Annotated in this window: 14 protein-coding genes and 2 pseudogenes; 9 read left to right on the top strand and 7 right to left on the bottom strand. The window is 68.3% G+C overall.

What is annotated here, in order from left to right; translation table 11 throughout:
- Nucleotides 1-526 precede the first annotated feature (526 nt).
- Entirely contained in the window at nt 527-3550 is a 3024-nt protein-coding gene (locus tag ABTY62_RS42450) for a glycosyl hydrolase (protein ID WP_352134723.1), read from the top strand.
- A 943-nt stretch (nt 3551-4493) separates the two neighbouring features.
- Here ABTY62_RS42450 and ABTY62_RS42440 read toward each other — a convergent pair.
- The gene (locus ABTY62_RS42440; protein ID WP_352134722.1) at nt 4494-6638 is read right to left on the bottom strand and encodes a sigma-70 family RNA polymerase sigma factor; all 2145 of its coding nucleotides are present in this window, start codon (nt 6636-6638) and stop codon (nt 4494-4496) included.
- A gap of 516 nt (nt 6639-7154) precedes the next feature.
- Here ABTY62_RS42440 and ABTY62_RS42435 point away from each other — a divergent pair.
- Both ABTY62_RS42435 and ABTY62_RS42430 read left to right on the top strand, forming a co-directional pair.
- Nucleotides 7155-8216 carry a pectinesterase family protein gene (locus ABTY62_RS42435; RefSeq protein WP_352134721.1) on the top strand — a complete coding sequence of 354 codons (1062 nt, stop codon included), beginning with the start codon at nt 7155-7157 and terminating at the stop codon, nt 8214-8216.
- 43 nt (nt 8217-8259) lie between these two features.
- Nucleotides 8260-9279 carry a pectate lyase family protein gene (locus ABTY62_RS42430; RefSeq protein WP_352134720.1) on the top strand — a complete coding sequence of 340 codons (1020 nt, stop codon included), beginning with the start codon at nt 8260-8262 and terminating at the stop codon, nt 9277-9279.
- Between the two features lie 112 nt (nt 9280-9391).
- On the opposite strand, the gene ABTY62_RS42425 is transcribed toward ABTY62_RS42430, so the two are convergent.
- The gene (locus ABTY62_RS42425) at nt 9392-9523 is read right to left on the bottom strand and encodes a hypothetical protein (RefSeq protein WP_502997633.1); all 132 of its coding nucleotides are present in this window, start codon (nt 9521-9523) and stop codon (nt 9392-9394) included.
- 45 nt (nt 9524-9568) lie between these two features.
- On the opposite strand from ABTY62_RS42425, the gene ABTY62_RS42420 reads away from it, so the two are divergent.
- Together ABTY62_RS42420 and ABTY62_RS42415 are read left to right on the top strand one after the other, a co-directional pair.
- Nucleotides 9569-9736, top strand: coding sequence for a hypothetical protein (locus ABTY62_RS42420; RefSeq protein WP_352134719.1), 168 nt, complete (start codon nt 9569-9571; stop codon nt 9734-9736).
- A gap of 107 nt (nt 9737-9843) precedes the next feature.
- Nucleotides 9844-10239 (top strand): VOC family protein, encoded by a 396-nt coding sequence (locus ABTY62_RS42415; RefSeq protein WP_352134718.1) that lies wholly within the window; start codon nt 9844-9846, stop codon nt 10237-10239.
- Nucleotides 10240-10254: 15 nt separating this feature from the next.
- Here the strand turns inward: ABTY62_RS42415 and ABTY62_RS42410 are convergent.
- The 4 genes and pseudogenes from ABTY62_RS42410 to ABTY62_RS42395 all read right to left on the bottom strand — a co-directional run bounded on the left by ABTY62_RS42410 (nt 10255) and on the right by ABTY62_RS42395 (nt 12842).
- Nucleotides 10255-11068 (bottom strand): annotated as a pseudogene (locus ABTY62_RS42410) (IS5 family transposase).
- A gap of 298 nt (nt 11069-11366) precedes the next feature.
- Nucleotides 11367-11924 carry a hypothetical protein gene (locus ABTY62_RS42405; RefSeq protein ID WP_352134717.1) on the bottom strand — a complete coding sequence of 186 codons (558 nt, stop codon included), beginning with the start codon at nt 11922-11924 and terminating at the stop codon, nt 11367-11369.
- A gap of 18 nt (nt 11925-11942) precedes the next feature.
- Nucleotides 11943-12527: an LLM class flavin-dependent oxidoreductase gene (locus tag ABTY62_RS42400; protein ID WP_352134741.1), complete on the bottom strand. Its 585-nt coding sequence runs from the start codon at nt 12525-12527 to the stop codon at nt 11943-11945.
- A gap of 144 nt (nt 12528-12671) precedes the next feature.
- Nucleotides 12672-12842 carry a hypothetical protein gene (locus ABTY62_RS42395; RefSeq protein WP_352134716.1) on the bottom strand — a complete coding sequence of 57 codons (171 nt, stop codon included), beginning with the start codon at nt 12840-12842 and terminating at the stop codon, nt 12672-12674.
- Nucleotides 12843-13242: 400 nt separating this feature from the next.
- Between ABTY62_RS42395 and ABTY62_RS42390 the strand changes: the two genes are divergently transcribed.
- Nucleotides 13243-14238: a quinone oxidoreductase family protein gene (locus ABTY62_RS42390; protein WP_352134715.1), complete on the top strand. Its 996-nt coding sequence runs from the start codon at nt 13243-13245 to the stop codon at nt 14236-14238.
- Between the two features lie 151 nt (nt 14239-14389).
- Nucleotides 14390-15136, top strand: coding sequence for a phosphotransferase family protein (locus ABTY62_RS42385; protein WP_352134714.1), 747 nt, complete (start codon nt 14390-14392; stop codon nt 15134-15136).
- Nucleotides 15137-15213: 77 nt separating this feature from the next.
- Here the strand turns inward: ABTY62_RS42385 and ABTY62_RS42380 are convergent.
- Nucleotides 15214-15348, bottom strand: a pseudogene (locus tag ABTY62_RS42380) (transposase); the annotation flags it as partial.
- 661 nt (nt 15349-16009) lie between these two features.
- Between ABTY62_RS42380 and ABTY62_RS42375 the strand changes: the two are divergent.
- Nucleotides 16010-16852, top strand: a complete 843-nt coding sequence (locus tag ABTY62_RS42375; protein WP_352134713.1) for an enoyl-CoA hydratase/isomerase family protein — start codon at nt 16010-16012, stop codon at nt 16850-16852.
- 70 nt (nt 16853-16922) lie between these two features.
- A complete protein-coding gene (locus ABTY62_RS42370) occupies nt 16923-17891 on the top strand; it encodes an MIP/aquaporin family protein (protein ID WP_352134712.1) in 969 nt (322 codons plus the stop codon).
- Nucleotides 17892-18492: the final 601 nt, after the last annotated feature.

The raw sequence follows: 18492 nt of genomic DNA, 5'->3' as shown, positions 1-18492 counted from the left end.
GGCGCTGGACAGCGCTCCAAGCCACAGCCTGTCCACGCGCGGCGTTCCCGTGCCGCAGCTTCCCCCTGACGGCCTGCAGCGACGCATCTCCGGATGGCAAAGGCGCGGCCTTATGGCAAAGGCGCGGCCTTCTACGACCGTGCGGCGGCGCCATAGTTTCAGCAGTCGTTGAAATGTTTCAAGACGCTGCCTGGCTCATCCCTTGAGGTGTCGATTCCCGGAGAGGTACGTGCTCGAGTTCGGCCGATGATGCGACTGGGGGAGTGGAGGGAAGAGTCTGTCATGAACTGGGAAGATTTTTTTGAACTAGTTTGAAAAGAGGGGCCCCTGGGAGGTGGACACCGGGCGAGAGTCGCTCTAGATTCTCACCAACCCGGAGGTTGAAACGATTTAACCGCTCGTCGGCTGAGGGCTCGCCGGGCTGATCTCAACTGCTGCTCGGCCGACTCGAGTGCCCTCCGGTCGAACTTCTTCGCGGCTGCCCCGAAGCCGTCGAAATGAACAGAGCCTGATGACAAGGACAATCGTGTCTTCTCTCCCGCGCAGATCCCTCATCAAGGCGGCGGCAGCGGCCGTTGTCATCGCCCAGTCGAGCTGGATCGTCCCTCGCGGTGCTCAGGCAGCGGGCGTTCCCGCTGATCCGGTGCGGGACCTGGTCGCGAGTCCGGACGCACTCGCCCAGGGGCCGTCGGAGTACCGGCCGAAGTTCAGGTGGTGGTGGCCCACCGACGACCTGGACAAGTCCGAGATCGACGCGGAGCTGCACGCCATCAAGGACGCCGGTTTCGCGGGCGTCGAGCAATCTCTGCTGCGCAACGGCGAGAAGTGGGGCAGTACCGACTTCCGTGACAGTCTGCTCTACGCCCTGGGCAAGGCCACGAGTCTCGGTCTGACTTTCGACATCACACTCGGGCCGGGGTGGCCGGTTTCATCCCCGGAGGTCGGCGACGTTGCGAAGGAACTGTCCGCGCAGGACCTCCACTACGGTGCCGTCGACGTCGCGGCGGAGGCATGGTACGACGGCCCGGTGCCGGACAACCCGCCGCCGGGAGCCGCCCCGCACAAGCGACTTGTGGCCGTCACCGCGGCCCGGGTGCTCAGCAGGCCCGGTGAGAGCCCGGCCGTCATGGACCCGGCGACCGCTGTCGACCTGACGGACAAGACAGACGGTTCGAACATCAGGTGGCGCGCGCCTGGCGAGGGGGCCTGGCGGCTCTTCGGGTTCTGGATGCGGCCGACCGGCCAGATCAACAAAATCAGTGGGGGAGCCACGGGGCCTCTTGTCGTGGACCATCTGAACCGTGCCGCCATCCAGGCCGCGCTCGACGGCTTCGACCAGCGCGTGTTCGATGCCGCGTCCGCCCTGCTGCGCGTCAATGGCGGAGATGTCTTCGAGGACTCGTACGAGCTGGCCCACGGCCCTGTCGCTGCCGGACAGTCGGCCGTATTCTGGACGCGCGACATGATCAGCGCGTTCCGTTCCCGGCGGGCGTACTCACCAAGACGGCTGCTCCCCGGCCTGTTCGATGAGTACACGTTTCCCGAGGGTGCGGACGAACGCCTCAAGAACGACTACACGGCCACCGTCAACGAGCTATTGGTCAGCGAGCACCTGCAACCCATCGCGAGATGGGCCGCGCAGAAGGGGCTGACGTTCCGCGGACAGGCATTCCAGAGTGACGGGGCTCTTCCCACGAATCCGGCGTACCTCGCCAAGGCACTGCCCAAGCCCGACGTGGAAACCCTGGGATTCGGCGATCCCGCCATCCGTGCGTACATCCCGGGCGGCACCGGTCCGCTGCCGCCCGGAACCGCCAACAGCCGCGCCGTTCTGGACAGGTACCGCCAAGTCGTATCGGGCGCCCACCTCAGCGGCGCCACCGAGATCTCCAACGAGTGGGGTGCGGCCCTGTTCGGCGACTTCAGACAGGACCCCAAGGACCTCAAGGCCCTGGCCGACCACTCCTTCGCCGCAGGAGTGAGCCGGATGGTGCTGCACGGCTTCGCCTACCGGAACCACCAGGAGGCCGGCAAGACGACCTGGCTCGGCTGGGCTCCCTGGATCGGGCAGCGGCTCTCGTTCGCCGACTCGTGGAACCAGGACTGGCCACAGCTCAAGGCGCTCCGCGGGCTGGCCGACTACACCGCGCGAGCCGGCGCCGTTCTCCGGACGGGGCGCCCGCGCGTGGACGTGACCGTCCTGAGCGCTGCCTCGTCCGTGGACGGCATGGCACCCGACCCGACGGGAACGGCCGAGGACACGTTCCGCAAGACGATGCACGATGCCGGGCTCACCTGGGATGTGATCGGCCCGGACAACCTGACGTCCGCGGGCCCCGTCCGCGACGGACGGCTGCTGCCGCACGGCCCGGCCTACAAGGCGGTCCTCGTCCACGACCATGCCGCGCTCTCCGCCGATGCCGCCGAGCAACTGATCACACTGGCGGCGGCCGGGCTCCCCGTGGTCATACAGGGCGCCATACCTGCCCGGGGAATGGGCTTCCGGAATCCCGGCCGTGAAGACACCCGGGTGAAGGCGGCCATGGCCGAGCTGAAGGCCATGGACACCGTGCGCTTCGCCACACAACCCGGAGCGGCTGTCGAGCAGCTCCTGGGGCTCGGGGTGAGGCCGGATGTCGCCGGCCCCGGAGTGAGCGCCATCGTGCCGGTGCACCGGCGGACGACGCGTGGGGACGTGTGGTTCCTCTACAACAACTCCACCACCCCCTACTACGGCGAGCTGACCTTCCTCACCACAGGGGCGCCCACGTCGCTGGACCTGTGGACCGGTGAGGCGACGCCGCTGGGCCTGTACAGAACACGAGGGCGGACGGTGACTGTCCCGGTGCGCATCGGCGCAGACGACACCGCGGTGCTGCTCTTCGACCGACGGGACACGCAGCTGCGGGTCGCCGAGGCCACCGACGCCGAACGGATCGTGCGTGGCGGTCGTGGCCTCGTGGTCCGGGACGACCGGGGCGGCAAACGCTGGGTCCGACTCTCCGACGGCTCCGAGCGCACGGTTGAGATCCCCAGGCTGCCCACGGCCCGTACGGTCACGGGCCCCTGGACATTGACGGCTGACACCGTGTCGCCGACGGGCGGCGCGAGAGCCGAAATCGCCCTCGACGACCTGCGCGGCTGGAGCGACATCCCAGAACTCAAGGGCAGGTCGGGTACGGGCTCCTACGTCACTGCCATCAATCTGCCAGCCTCGTGGCTGGGGAAGGACAGAGGTGTCGAACTCGCGCTCGGCGACTTCGCCGGGGCGGTGCGCGTCTGGGTCAACGGAACCGCGATCCGCGTCGCGGGTGTTCCCAACGGCACTGCCACGGATGTGACGTCGGCTCTGCGGACGGGCCTCAACGAGATCAGGATCGAGGTTTCCACCAACCTCGGCAACGCCCTCCGCAGCCAGGCCCTGACCGGCGATCCCGCTTACGCGAGCTGGAAGGGCCGGCCTGAATTCACGTACGGACTCCTTGGGCCGGTGCGACTGATGCCTTACGGGCAAGCGGAGATAGCGCGGCGGCGTTCGGGCGGTAGCTGAAACGACGCCGGAGTCGTACGACACGCTTCGGCGTCTCGTACGACTCCGGTGTACACCGAACCGTGGAACCGCCCGGCGCCGGGCCGTCAGCGCTTGACCTTCCGGAACGGGCGTATGCGAGGGCACGCGGGCTGCCGAAGAGGTCCCAGAACCTGTCGCTCGCGTCACCGAGGACTGGCCAAGACTCATTCGTGAGATCGGTGGACTCAGGGGTTCGGGATACGGCTGTGGGCTTGTCTCCGTTGGATGGCTCTAAGAACTGGGCCGCCCCGGACTCCGCCACGACTCAACCGCTCATTTCACGCCGAGTCTTCAACGACGAGTCGGACCTGCTGGAGCTGCCCGCCAGACCAACCGACCGCAGGCCCAACTGCACCAGCTCTTCTCCGCGTTGGAGCGGGTGCTGAATCCGAGCGAGAAGGGTCCGGTCATGCTGCTGACCGGCTACCAGATGCCGGCCGCGATCCGCCGCAGCAGGGTCAGGAGCATCGGAGCCTGGCTGAAGAACCACAAGGTAGAAGAACGCCGTCGCGCTCGCCGAAACAGCCGTCGAGGCGGCCAGGGCCCAGCACACCGCACTGCCTGGAGAGACCCTCGCGGCCGCCATGGCCGCCCGCATCGCGGAGGGCGTGTTGGCCCTCGATGGGGAGATCGCCGAACTCGACGCATATCGACACCCTTCAGGCGTGATCAACGAGCACAAATACGCCACCTGACCAGGAGCGACGAGTTTCCGAACGGCACAGGATCAGCGAGGACGGCGTAGCGAACCACAGCCGATCCGCATGCTCGTAGCGCACCAGCCGTGTGAGCTGCCTGCCCGGCACCGCGTTCTCGTGCCGTGGCACGGGCAATTTCCGCGTCCTTGGCCGTGTCCCGGCTGGTCAAGGCCCCAGATCCGGGCCTCGGCCAGCCTGCCGCAGCTGCCTGCGCCGCCCACCGTCTACTCCGTCATGCTGGCGCCGATTCCGCTGCCGGTGGTGAGGAAAGCGGTCTTCGGCAGGCCGCCGTCGGCCGGTCGGCCGGCCTGGGCCGTGGCTGGGTCGGTTGTGGCGAAGAGTCCCGTGTTCCGGCCGTCGCCGTTCCAGGTGTTCCCGCTGGATGTCGCCGTGGTGCCGAACGTGTCGTCCCTCTCGTTGCCGAGGGAGACGTTGCCGCTCGCTGACACGGTGGCATCGGGCAGGGAGAAGCCGGCGGCACCGTTGCGGAAGGCGGTGTTGCGGAGCAGCACGAGGAGGCCGGTGTTATCTCCGTCGTTGAAGCCGAAGGCGCGGTTGTCCCAGGCGGCGTTGTTCCTGACGACATGGTTGATCGCGGCCGACCGGGCGCCGCCGCCGAAGGTGAAACCGCTGCCGTTGCGGTAGGACCAGTTGCTCTCCAGGGTGACCGGGCTGGTGAACTCGCCGAGGTCGATGCCATCGGTCGAGTTGCCGTAGGCACGACAGCCCCGGACGATGTTGTCCGCCCCGGAGCCGAACTTCACGGCCAGCCCGACTCCGACCCCGGTGCCCCCGTGGTTGTCGAAGAAGTCGCTGTCCAGCACCGCGTTGCCGATGGTGTCCGGGTCGCGCAACGTCAGCCCCGACCTGGTGTTGTCATGGAGGGACAGCCGCCGGAAGACAGTGTGCTGGCAGCCGCTGCAGACATAGGCGTGGCTGGCGGAGTTGCGGATCTCCAGCCCCTGGACGATCCAGTAACGCGTCCGCTGAGTGATCATCCACTTGTCCGCGGGCACGCCGCCGGCGTCGATGATCGGTCGTTCGCCGCGGTAGTTGCTCAGCGTGATGCGGTCCGCCGCCGTGCCGTTGGTGGTGATGGTCACCGGCTCGGTCGGCCGGTAGATGCCACCGCGCAGGGCGATGATCCCGCCGGGCCGGACGGCCGACACGGCCTTGTTCAGTGTGGCGTAAGGGTGCCTCCTGGTTCCGTCGCCGGAGTCCGAACCGGTCGGCGCCACATAGATGTCCGCATTCGACACGCCGCCGAAGCCGGTGACCGCCGACGGGGAGCGACGGCCGCTCGCCCGGGGAGAGGGCGACACCGACGGCTTCCGGGTGATGACCGGCGCGGTCGGCCCACCGCGCCGCTCGGGCGACGCGCTGACGTCAGGGGATGAGCCACGGGATTCGGGCATCGGGGACTGCCACACCGCGTAGGTGAGGGTACCGGCGACGGCCACCGCGGCGGTGGCCGTGGCAGTCTTGGCCGTCAGGTGGTGCAAGGCGTTCCGGAGATGGTCGAGCACTGACCGGCCCACAGCCGCAGCGGCCGCGGCGGCCGCCTCCAGGACAGGTCCCAGGCCGTCCAGTGTCCCGACGGGCACCGCGACCACGCCGATGCCGGACAGCAGCTTCTCGGAGGGGACGAGGCCGGACCGGTATCCGGCGCACTGCGCGCAGTCCCGGGTGTGCCGGGTGAGGCGCTTGCGCCACACCGATGTCACACCGCCGTCCCAGCCCCGTATCAGCTCGGCGAGCCCGGCGCAGCGCGGCGTCGCGGCCAGCGCACGCACCACGCCCCGGGCGGCGTCCAGTTTGCCCCTCATCCGCTGCAGCCGGACGGCCGCGTGCTGCGGACCGACATCGAGGACGGAGGCCAGTTCGGTCCGGGTCAGTTGGCCAGAGGCCTCCTGCCACCACAGGGAGAGCAGCTGCCGGTCGGTGTCCTCGAGCCAGCGGGCCGCCTCGGCCAGCTCGCGTCGCTGCCCGTCCAACACCAGCTCCGTGACGGTGCGCTCGGCGAAGTCGGCCCGGGGGTCAGCCACGTCCGGGACCTCGCCGTGCTGGTGCAGCGGGGCCGCTGGCCTGCGCCGCAGGTGCTGTTGCACCTGGCGGTAGGCGATCGCCACCGCCCAGGACCGGAACCGGTCGGGCTCGCGCAGCTTCGGCAGGCCGCGGACGACCCGCTCCATGGTTTCCTGCACCAAGTCGTCCACGTCGGCATGGCCGTTGAGGGCACGCCCGATGATGTTGTAGATCAACGGCAGATGAAGCGAGATCAGTTCACTGAGGGCCTGCTCGTAGCCCGCCTGAGCGTCACGCACCAGTGCGGTGACGTTCCGCTCGGCCTCGCTCTCCCCCCTCGTCATCGCGGAAGATCCCCATTCTCAGTCGCGGCCACGGCCCCATGGCCGTCCGGTGTCCCCGGCGTTTTCCGTACCGCGGCCGGGTGTCCGTCCGAGCGGCGGGGAACGCATGTGCCGCAGAGGGCGTGCCGTCGCGGTCCAGGGGTTCCGTATGCTGGCACAGCGTTTTCCCCGTGTCATTGAAACGTAACAACCGCACGGGGAGCGGGACCGCCGCGACGGGCGGTGCGGCAGGCAGGGGCCGGCGGTGGCGATCCGTCGCCGTCTCGTCGCCATCAAGGCTCTCACCCGCGCATATGGCAGGACGTGCGCCGCGGCCGAGAAGCCGACGCCTCTGGCCGCGAGGCCGACTCCACGAGCCGCGGGGGATCTCACCAAGATTTCTCGCGGATTTCGGTTATCCGCCGCGACCTGGCGCGTCTACGAACCGTGCGGTCCCGATCGGGCGGCACGTTCACGATGCCGTGGGGTCGTACGACTCTGCGGCACCTCACCTTTACGCGAGGGAGGAACGTTCACATGTGGTCCGAATCAGGCGGCAAGGCCTATGCCGGGACCAGGCGACGGTCCCGCCGCATCTGCCACCGACACCTGCTCCGACCGGCAGGGCTCACCCTGGCGGTGGTCGGCTTGCTGTCAGTCGGCCCGGTGCTGCCCGGTGCTACTGCCGCCGCCACCACCGCGCCGACAACGGGAGCATTAACGGTCGCCAAGGATGGCAGCGGCCAGTACCTGACCATCCAGGCCGCGGTCGACTCCGTCGCCACCGGCAACGGAAGCCGGGTCACCATCAGCATCAAGCCCGGTACCTACCGGGAGATCGTGACCGTCCCGGCCAACAAGCCGTACATCACCCTGAGCGGCACCGGCGGCTCGGCCCAAGACGTGCTGATCGTCAACAACCACAGCGCGGGCACGCACGGCACATCCGGCAGCGCGACCGTTTTCGCCTATGGCCACGACTTCGTCGCGACCAACCTGACCATCTCCAACGACTTCGACGAGAACAGCACGCCCAGCGGCCACCAGGCGGTGGCGCTGCACCTCAACGCCGACCGGGCCGTCCTGGACAACGTGCGGCTGCTGGGCGACCAGGACACGTTCCTGGTCAACGACAGCACCAGGGCCTACATCAGGAACTCCTACGTCGAGGGTACGGTCGACTTCATCTTCGGCGGCGGCACTGCCGTCTTCCACTCCTGCAAGATCCATGAGAAGCGGAGCACCGGCGGTCCCATCACCGCGGCCAGCACCGATACGGCCAAGACGTACGGGTTCCTGTTCTACAGATCGAACATCACCGGCACCACAGGCAATACCACCCAGCTCGGTCGGCCCTGGCGTCCCGCCGCCCAGGTCCTCTACCGCGAGTCGTCGCTCTCCGCGACGATCGCGACGGCCCAGCCGTGGACGGATATGTCCAATAATTCCTGGAAGAACGCCCGGTTCCTGGAGTACCGGAACAACGGCTCCGGCGCCACGGTCAACGGCAACCGTCCGCAGCTCAGCGCCGCGCAGGCGGCGCAGTACACCCCGCAGAGGTATCTGGCCGGATCCGACGGCTGGAACCCGGTCGGCTGACCCGGCCGACCGCGAACCCCCCTCACCACACAAGGACGCACCCATGACCACACGGAAGATCGTTCGGCGCACATCCTGGTCCGCTGCACTCCTCCTGGGGACGTGCGGCCTGATACTCAACGGCGCGGCGCTGCCGGCCGGCGCGGCCGGTACTCCGGCCGCGCCCGTCTGGTCCAACACCCCCGACGGCTTCGCCTCCACCGGTGGTGGTACCACGGGCGGCGCGGGTGGCCAGACGGTCACCGTCACCAACTACGACGACCTGGTGAAGTACGCGACCTCCAGCAGCCCGTACGTGATCAAGGTGGCCGCGTCCGTCAAGGTCGCGACGTACGGCTACGAGATCCCTGTGAAGTCGAACAAGACCCTGGTGGGCGTCGGCACCTCGGGCCAGATCGTCAACGGTGGCCTGTTCCTCGGCTCCGGGGTCCGGAACGTGATCATCAGGAACCTGACCATCCGCGACACCCTGATGGCCGACGACGACCCGGACGACAAGAAGTACGACTACGACGGAATCCAGATGGACACCGCAGACCACATCTGGATCGACCACAACCGGATCGAGCGGATGAACGACGGCCTGATCGACAGCCGGAAGGACACCAGCTACCTGACCGTCTCCTGGAACGTCCTCAGCGGGAGCCGCAAGGCCTTCGGTATCGGCTGGACCGACAACGTCACCTCACGGATGACAATCCACCACAACTGGATCCACGACACCGGCAGCCGGAACCCGAGCATCGACAACGTGGCCATGGCCCACCTCTACAACAACTACCTGCAGAACGTCACCGGCTACGGCAACCTCTCACGAGGCCAGTCGAAGACGGTCATCGAGAACAGCTACTTCGACAAGGTGAAAGACCCGTACTACAACGACACCTCGGCAGCCTCGCTGACCCAGAAGGGCAGCGTCGTGGTCAACTCCGCCGGGAAACAGCAGACCAGCGGAACTACCTTCACCCCGGGCAGCCACTACTCGTACACACTCGACACGGCGGCGGACCTGCCCGCCCTGCTGAAGACGTACGCCGGCCCGCAGAGCAACATCGGCCGCTGAACCGTTTCCTGCCATGGTCCGGCCGCTCTCGCGGGCCGCACACAACTGCTTCTGTCTGTCCTCCTGTCTGCCGCGCTGCGGCAGGCAGGAGGACAGCGCCCCGGACATCCGGTCACCACGCACGTGTGACCGGCGCCTGCCACAGCGCGGCGATCGCGTCGATGAGACCGGTGGCGGCCTCGCGCCACATCGCGTGTGCGGTAGGACAGTTGGCGGCGAGGGCACGTTCCCTTTCGGCGGACATCTACCTGATCAGGTTACGTGTCCTAGCTGAGCTGACCAGGTCGCGGTGACGTTGGTCCGCTCGACGGGGCGGCCGATCGACTCGGCGGCGGGGGAACTCGGGGTGAACCGGGAGACGCTACGGACCTGGGTGCGCCACTCGGAGCCGGAGGACGCCGCGGTCGGGCTGAGCGCCGACGAGCGTGCCGAGCGCTGGTCTGGATGCCCCGGCTAGGCGGTTTCCTCCAGATCAAGCCCGTTTGATGTCTCTGGTCAATAAGATCTCGGATCTGTCGGGCGGGCGACCTACGCTGAGCCCCGTCCGCACTATCTGGGAGAAGCATGACAAGCAGGTTCACCGAGTTGACCGTTGACTGCCATGATCCGGAGAGGCTCGCGGCCTTCTGGTGCGAGGTTCTGGACTTCAAGGTGATCGACCGGAGCGAGGGCAAGGTCGAGATCGGCTCTTGGGTGCCAACCGTCGAGGATGTCCGGGCCCGCCAGATGCCGCCCACCCTGGTGTTCATCCGTGTGCCAGAGAGCAAGACCGTCAAGAACCGGCTTCACCTCGACGTCAGCCCGATCGACGGCAGCACCGAGGACGAGGTGACCAGATTGCTCGGTCTCGGCGCGGTTAAGGTGGACGTGGGCCAGGGCCCAGACCGGAACTGGGTGGTCATGGCTGACCCCGAGGGCAACGAGTTCGACGTCCTGCGCACCTTGGCACCGCAGGACTAGGCCGCCTTCCTCGGATCACCTTTCCGAGCAGATGAAGATGGCGGCGATGTGGAGTCCGGCGAGGTAGATGGTGGCGGTCTTGTCGTATCGGGTGGCCAGACCGCGCCACTGCTTGATCTTGTTGATGCACCGTTCGACAGTGTTCCGCTGTTTGTAGGCGTCGCGGTCGAAGGCTGGCGGACGGCCGCCGCGCTGGCCTGCTGTGGGATCACCGACCGGATTCCGCGCCGTCGCAGGCGACTGCGGATCGCCGGAGACGAATACTCCTTGTCGGCCAGGACCACGTCCGGTGTGGTCCTGGCCCGGCCGATCGGCCGGGGCACTCGTAACCGGGCCATGACCTCGGGGAATGCGGGTGCGTCACCTGCCTGCCCGGGCATGACGGCGATAGCGAGCGGGCGGCAGCGGCTGTCGGCGGCGAGGTGGATCTTGGTGGTCAAGCCGCCGCGGGAACGTCCGAGGGCATGGTCGTCCGGCTCGCCGGCTGGGGCGCCTGTTGACGAGCCCCGGCGGCGTGCTGGTGGGCGCGAACGACGGTGGAGTCGACCGCGATGACCCATTCGAGGTCGACTTCGGCGTCGGCCTGGGCGAGCAGAGCGGTGAAGACCTTCTCCCAGGTGCCGTCGGTGGCCCACTTCCGCAGCCAGTTGTGGGCACCCTTCCACGACCCAAAGTGCTCGGGCAGGTCCATCCAGCGTGTCCCGGTGCGGTACTTGAACGCGATCGCGTCTATCACCTGCCGGTGATCACGCCACCGTCCTCCCCGCTTCGGTGTTCGGTCCGGCAGCAGCGGCTCGATCCGCGCCCACTGGGCATCAGCCAACGACACACATCAACCAACGAGCAGATGATCCGAAGGAAACGGCCTAACGTCGCTGGCGACCACCGGTCGAGCGCGCCGTCGCCTGGCTCGTCCGGCGCGCCAACCGCAGACTCCGCTACCGCGGCACCATCAACAACAATGCTTGGATCCACACCTGAGTCGCCGTCCTCAACCTCCGCCGACTGATCAACCTCGGACTCACCCACGCCGGCAACACCTGGACAATCAGCCCGGCCACCACATAGGCCCAGGAGCCGCCCCGCCCACGACCGGACAGCCTCTCACCAAAGTCTTCATGAGCCTTCTAGGCACCGTCCTGCAGGGTCGATGCGACGATTCGCTGGTAGTCGTCCCGGTCACGCGGGACCTGAGGCTCCTCCAAGGCGCGGACTGCGACCGGGCCGCCGGTGCGCCCGATCACCGCTCCCATCACGTTCTCCCAGGCGAGCCTTTCGGCGTAGAAGTCGATCCCGTACTGCGCGACGATCTTCGGCTCTCTGCCGACCTCCATCGCCCAGTACTGGCGTTCATAGGCGATGTAGTTGGTCTCCTCGCCGCCGCCGACGTCGGCCGCGAAGCAGGTGCCCCACCCGGGCACGTCGTACTCCACGACCAGGTACAACGGGCGGCGTACCGGCGTCGACGCCTTCTCCGCGATCTCGGCCAGTTCCTCGGCTGGCAGACGCCGAGGACGCATGAATGGGGACGTCATGCTGGTGCCGGGTGAGGAGTACATGAAGCTCTCTGTACGCGCGACCCGCTGCTCGAGCTGATCGTCCGGCTCCGTGAGATTGGCGACGTCCTGCTTGTACACCGCGGTCAGGAATTCCTGGAAGAAGGTTACGGCCTGGTCGATGTTCACGTCAGCTCTCACTCTTTTTCACGAAGAGCCACAAGTCGGCTCCGGCCGGAGGCGGCGGCGTACTTCTTGCTCTTGCCGTTGGCAGAGAACGTACTCGTACTTCGCCTCCTCTGCCCTCCGGATCGAGCGACCCAGGTGGCCGCCCGCGTCGGGAGTGGGCGGGGGAGCGCCGACGACAACGAGTTCGGTGACGCCCGCCGCGCCGAGTGCGGGGAGGTGTTCCGGGGTGCCGTCGCTCATCGCGACGGCGACCGTGAGCTCGTCAAAAGCGCGACCGTGGCGGGCGCACTCGTCGGCGAGCACGGCGATACGCGCCGGGACGTCGGACGCCGGGACGTTGAAGCCGTACCAGCCGTCGGCGAGCGTGACCGCCCGATGCAAGGCGGCGTCACTGTTACCGCCGACCACGACCGGGAGCCGGCCGCCGCGCAGCGGCTTCGGGTTGACCCGGATCGCGTCGAAGCGGATGAACTCCCCTGGGTAGGAGGCCGGGTCCTCGGCCCAGAGGGCGCGCAACGTGGCAAGGTACTCTTCGGTGCGCCGCCCGCGCCTGGCGAAGGGGACTCCGAGCGCCGCGAATTCCTCCGCCGACCAGCCGACCAGCCGACCCCGACCCCCAGGCTGAACCGCCCGGCAGAGAGCACATCGAGTGTGGCGGCCGGTTGGCGACCAGGACCGGGTTGTGCTCTGGCAGCAGGAGTACGCCGGAGGCGAGCTCGATCCGGCTGATGACCGCCGCCGCGAAGGTCAGGGCAAGCGCAGCGGATCCAGCCAGTCCGTGTCCACGGGCACGGCGATCCGGCCGTCCACGGAGTAGGGGTAGCGAGAGGCGGGCGCGTCCACGAGCACCACGTGCTCGCCGCACCAGAGCGTCGCGAAGCCGTGCGTCTCCGCTGCCGTGGATACCGCACGGATCACCTCGGGACGGGCACCGTCACCGATACCAAGCGTGTGCAGCCCCACTCGCATTCCGCACCTCCGGGCGTCACCATAAGCGCGAAGCGCGGATGCGCTCGGGTGACGTGGCGCGCCGCACGCGGGCGCGGTGGGGCATGTCGTCCGCACGAGCGAGACCCACCCGCCCCGGCCCGCACTGTGATCGCCCCTTGGGCTGAGGCTGACTTTGCCTCCAGGTTTGCCCCAAGGCCCGCCTCCGTTCCTGGCTGCGGTTGGTCGGGCCTGCGGTACGGCTTACCACTGCTCGCGCGGAGAGGACTGCCCAGGGGTTGGGCTGCGGAGGGAATACCAAGATCGCCACCCGAGTTGGTGCTCCCGCAGGCCCACACCGGGAGGGCCGTGGCGATGAGGGGAGCGCCGGATGCGGGCGGTCGGGTTCCGGGTCAACGGAGGCGTCGAGGTGCTGGAGGAACTGGATGTGCCCGAGCCCGTGCCGGCTGCTGACCAGGTCGCTGTGCGGGTCGCCTTCGCGGGCGTCAATTTCGCCGAGATCCAGCACCGCCGGGGCGAGTTCGGTACTCCGGACGGGCCTGGCGGAGTGGACGTTCCCGGCCTGGAGGTGGCCGGGGTGGTCGTCGCGCTCGGTGCGGGGGTGAGCGGGCTGGAGGTCGGCGAACCGATTGCGGTATACCTGCCGGCCTTCGGCGGCTACGCCGAGGTGGTCACCGCGGACACGCGCTTCGTCAGGTCGCTGCGCACCAGGGCGGGAGAGGCGGACCCGGCCGAGGCGGCGGGGCTGCCGTGCGTCTATCCGACGGCCTTTGGTGTGCTCAAGGACGCCGGCCGGCTGCGGGAGGGGGAGGACGTGCTGATCCACTCCGCGGCGGGGGGTGTGGGTTTTGCGGCTGCGCAGCTGGCCCGGGAGCTGGGGGCCGGCCGGGTGTACGGCACGGTCGGTTCGGCGGAGAAGATTCCGTACGCCGCCGAGCTGGGCTACGACGAAGTGTTCCTGCGTGAAGGCTTCGCGGAGCGGCTGGAGGAGGTGTCCGGTGGCCGGGGCGTGGACCTGGTGCTCGATCCCGTCGGGGGGCCGGTCCGGGAGCAGAGCCTGGCCGTGCTGGCCCCGTTCGGCCGCGTGGTGGCCTACGGAGACCTCGGTCGGCACGAGCAGTGGACGGCCTCGGTGTGGGACTTGTGGAAGGGCAACCGGGCCATCGCCGGGTTCAACATCGGCGACCTCGCCCGTCGGGCTCCCGATCGGATCGGTGAGTACCTTGCCGAAGCCCTCCGGCTGCTTGCGGCGGGGCGGATCCGGCCCGGGGTGACGCAGACCCTGCCGCTGGCCGAGGCGGCAAAGGCACACCAGCTCCTGGAGACGGGCGCAAGCCGAGGCAAAATCCTTCTCTCGCTCACCTGACCTTAGGACTCCTCACAAAAGTGGTGGGCTTGACCTGGTCAGAGGTCGGCGTCGTGCACGAGGCCGCCGGGTAGCGGGACGCGGTCAGCCGCGTAATCGCACGCGATAAACCTGGCGAGGTCGGCGGTCATCCCCGGGATACTGGTCGCCCATGGATGAGGTCGAAGTCGTCGTCGCCCATTCCGAGCGCGCGACTCTGCGCGTCGGCGACGTGTTCCTGAAGGTGGACGCCGATCAGGCGCGCATCGACGCCGAGGTCGAGGCGATGGCCCTGGCGCCGGTCCCGACCCCGGAGGTCCTGTGGCGCAAGCCGCCCGTGCTCGCGATCACCGCACTCCCGGGGATGACGCTTGGGCGCCTCGGCGGACCGTCGACCGGGCCGCCGGCGGCGTGGGCCGCAGCGGGCGCCGCCATCCGGAAGCTGCACGACGCGCCGCTGCCGCCCCGGCAGGGCTGGGCCGGCCGGAGCATCGTCGCGCTGGCGGCGGAACTCGACGACGAGTGCGAGTTGCTCGTGACGAACGGCGTCCTGCCCGCCGACCTGGTCACCCGCAACCGCCAGGTCGCCGAGGCCGCGCTCCGGCCGTGGACTCCGGCGTTCACACACGGCGACCTGCAGATCGCGCACGTCTTCGTCGACGGCGACGAGGTCACGGGCATCATCGACTGGTCCGAGGCGGGCCAGGGTGATGCCCTGTACGACCTCGCCACCTTCACGCTCGGACACGAGGAGCACCTAGACGACGTCATCGCCGGCTATGGCACCGACGTCGACCTCGACGTGATCCACGCGTGGTGGTCGTTGCGTAGCCTGCTGGCGGTTCGCTGGCTGATCGAGCACGGCTTCGACCCCTCCGCGCCGGGCTGTGAGGTCGACGTGCTGAGATCCCGGATGTGAGGCTGCGCGGGCCCGACTGCCACGTATGCGTTCTGAAGCATCGAGCAGGCCATCTACTGGGGCGCATCGCCTGCCCATATCAGCGGGATCAGTTGGGTGACGTCGTTGCGGTTGCCGCCGGTGGTGATTGCCGCGAGCGGGATGCCGTGAGCCTCAACGATCAGGTGGTGCTTGCTGCCGGCCTTGCCCCGGTCCACCGGGGACGGACCGGTGGCCGGTTCATGTCGGCCTGAGCGGAGTCTGCCAACACCTGCGGAAAGCTCTGACGCATCAGAAACGATGTCCTACGAGTAGAGCAGGACACGCTTGCGGAGAAGGTCGAAGCCGGCTCGGACGAGGCCCGGGACTGTCAGCTATACCAAGCTCGCGAATGATCATTTTCGGGCAACTTCGCGGAGGCAGGCCCGAGCGTCAGCCGTCACTCACCGTGCCCGCTTCACGGAAGTTGCGCCAGAACCCGAACCCGTGAACAGCCACTAATGCGAGTCGTGAATGAAGCCACGTGCGCTGTGACAACACCGACTACACCGGCTCACCTCCACCTGCGCGAAGACACTCTTACGAAGTGCACCGAACAGACAAGCGATACGGGTCTCCTCCGCTCGCGCGTCGCCACGCTCGACGTCTCCACCGACGCGACCCCGCCTGGCTCGGCTTCCGGCTCGTGGCCCACGCCCTGGCGCAAGCCACGTTCACGCCGGTCTTCGGCATTCCGGCCTGACAGAAAGGACAGCGAGGGGCACCCGCGCCAGCGGTTGGAGCACTACTCCGTCTGAGGGGCGGGGCGGGTGCCGGTCCCTGGGCGCGGGGACTGTCGGCTCGGTCGGACGCGGCCAGGTTGCCGATGGGCCGTCAGATATTAGCGTCGGCTCCATGGACTCACCGACGCGGTTCACGCTGACCGAGCACTCGCCCACGTACTGGCGCGTGACGTTCGACAACCCTCCCGTCAATCTCGTGGACTCGACGATGACGAGCGAGCTGGACCCCGTCTTCACACGCGCCGAGCAGAGCGGTGTCGCGGTCATCGTCTTCGACAGCGCCGACCCCGAGTTCTTTATCGCCCACTACGACCTCTCCGCCAAGGACGAGCTGGAGCACGTCCTGGCCCACCCGGATGAGGTCCACCCCTACACGGCGCTCCTCACCCGTCTGAGCAGACTTCCCATGGCGACCATCGCCTCCATCAGGGGCATCGCACGCGGCGCGGGCAGTGAGTTCCTGCTCGCCACCGACATGCGCTTCGGCAGCCGCGAGAAGTCCGTCATCGGTCAGTTCGAGATCGGCATGAGCGCGATCCCCGGTGGGGGGCCCGCCACACGCCTGCCCGCCCTGGTCGGACGGGGCCGGACGTTCGAGATCCTCTTCGGCGGCCTCGATCTGGACGGAGACCTCGCCGAACGGTACGGGTACCTGAACCGCGCCTTCCCCGACGACGAGCTTGACGGCTTCGTCGACGAGCTGGCGTCCCGCATCGCCTCCTTCGACCTGCAGACGATCAAGGACATCAAGCACTTCGTCAACGTCGCCACCCTGCGACCGGACGGTGAGTTCAAGGACCAGATGGACGCCTTCTGGGCCGCAGTGAACCGTCCGGCGCAGCAGCACGTTGCACGGCACCTCTTCGAGGCGGGACTCCAGCAGCGCGGCGACCTGGAGCGCGACCTCCCGTACTGGGTCACGCGGTTCCAGTACCGCGCCGGCGCCGACGCCTAGACATCCGCAACCCCAGGCGGGGCATCGGCGGGAGGCCGTCCCCGCGTGCCCCGTCCCCCAGGGAGCCCTGATGGCTGTTGAGATTCCGCCACTGGTGAGCCCCTCGCGCTTCCGGCGCCGAGGAGGACTGCTCGGGGAGTGCCTCGCGGAGTTCCTGGGGATGTTCGTCCTCATCTCCTTCGGGTGCGGCGTGGCGGCCATGGCGGTCGCGGCGCTGCCCGGTTCGGGCCGCACCGCGGGAGCCACCACGAGCTTCGTCGGCGTCGGCGACTGGGTTATGCCCGTGCTCGGCTGGGGCCTGGCGGTGACCTTCGGCATCTACGTCGCCGGCGGCGTCAGCGGGGCGCACCTGAATCCAGCGGTCACACTCGCCTTCGCGGTGCGCCGCCGGTTCCGGTGGGTCAAGGTCGTCCCGTACATGGCCGCCCAGGTGCTCGGGGCGTTCGCCGGGGCCGTGCTGGTGTACGCGGTCTACCACGACGCGATCAGCGCCCTGGACCAGGCGATGAAGGGGCCGAAGACGGACGGCCACACCCTCGCCACCTTCTCGATCTTCGGCACGGTGCCCGCGCAGTACTTCCACGGCGACGTGTGGGGCCCGCTCGTGGACCAGACCGTCGGCGCGGCGTTCATGATCATCTTCATCATGGCCGTCATCGACCTGCGCAACCCCGCCGTGCGGGTCTACCTGGGGCCGGTCGTCATCGGCCTGGCGGTCGCCGCCATCGGCCTGTCCTACGGCGCGAACGCCGGCTACGCCATCAACCCCGCCCGCGACTTCGGCCCGCGTCTGTTCGCCTGGATCATGGGCTGGGGGGAACTCGCCCTGCCGGGCACAACGCCCAGCGGCTTCAGCGACTACTTCTGGATCCCCATCGTCGGCCCCCTCGTCGGCGGCGTGATCGGGGTCCTGGTCTACGACCTCTTCATCGGCGACGTCCTGCACATCCGCACGCGTATGGCCAAGATCCCGGAAGTCGGCTGCACCCGACCGGTGACCACCACGCCGGACGTGAACACCCTCGCACCACGCGGGTGACGGGGTGGACGATCCTGACAGACCCTAATACGCCGAAGTCGGTAACAGCTGCCCCACTGGACCCACGGCCCGTAAGCACGGACTGGGCGATCAATGCGGCGGAAACCAAGGCACAACGGCCCCGTCGCGCTTCGTGACGCCAGGACGGCTGAGACTGCTCACGTTCGGGCGGGCAGCCTGCTGTCGATCGGCACCACGAACCAACCGGGTTCCCCTCTCCGTAGAGCGCTCGGTTGAGCACCTCCGCCGCCGCGCGATAGACCCACCACCCGAGCTGCGTCGCAGCTGGTGGTTGACACGGATTTCGCAGGAATTCGTGGTTCCGGCTCCATTTTCGCGAAGTTCGCAGACGGCGAGCCTTCGCAATGGTCTGTGCCGACGGCACTGTGGTGGTGCGCCGCGGGTTGCGTGGCTAAGCGCCGCCTGCTCCACGGTGCTGCCCGCAACTGAGCTGCTGCCTGGCCCGCCGTCGACACACGGGGCAGTGCCATTCCGGCGCGCGGCTCCCGCATCCCCGAAACCGAAGAGGAATGATGACCACCGACCCGAACAGCCCGCGCCGTGATGACCAGCACCAGGACGTGCGGGTGTATCTGTTGCT

The organism is Streptomyces sp. NPDC097640 (assembly GCF_040302705.1).
Lineage (GTDB): Bacteria > Actinomycetota > Actinomycetes > Streptomycetales > Streptomycetaceae > Streptomyces.
This window is presented reverse-complemented; position numbering and strand designations above follow the sequence as displayed.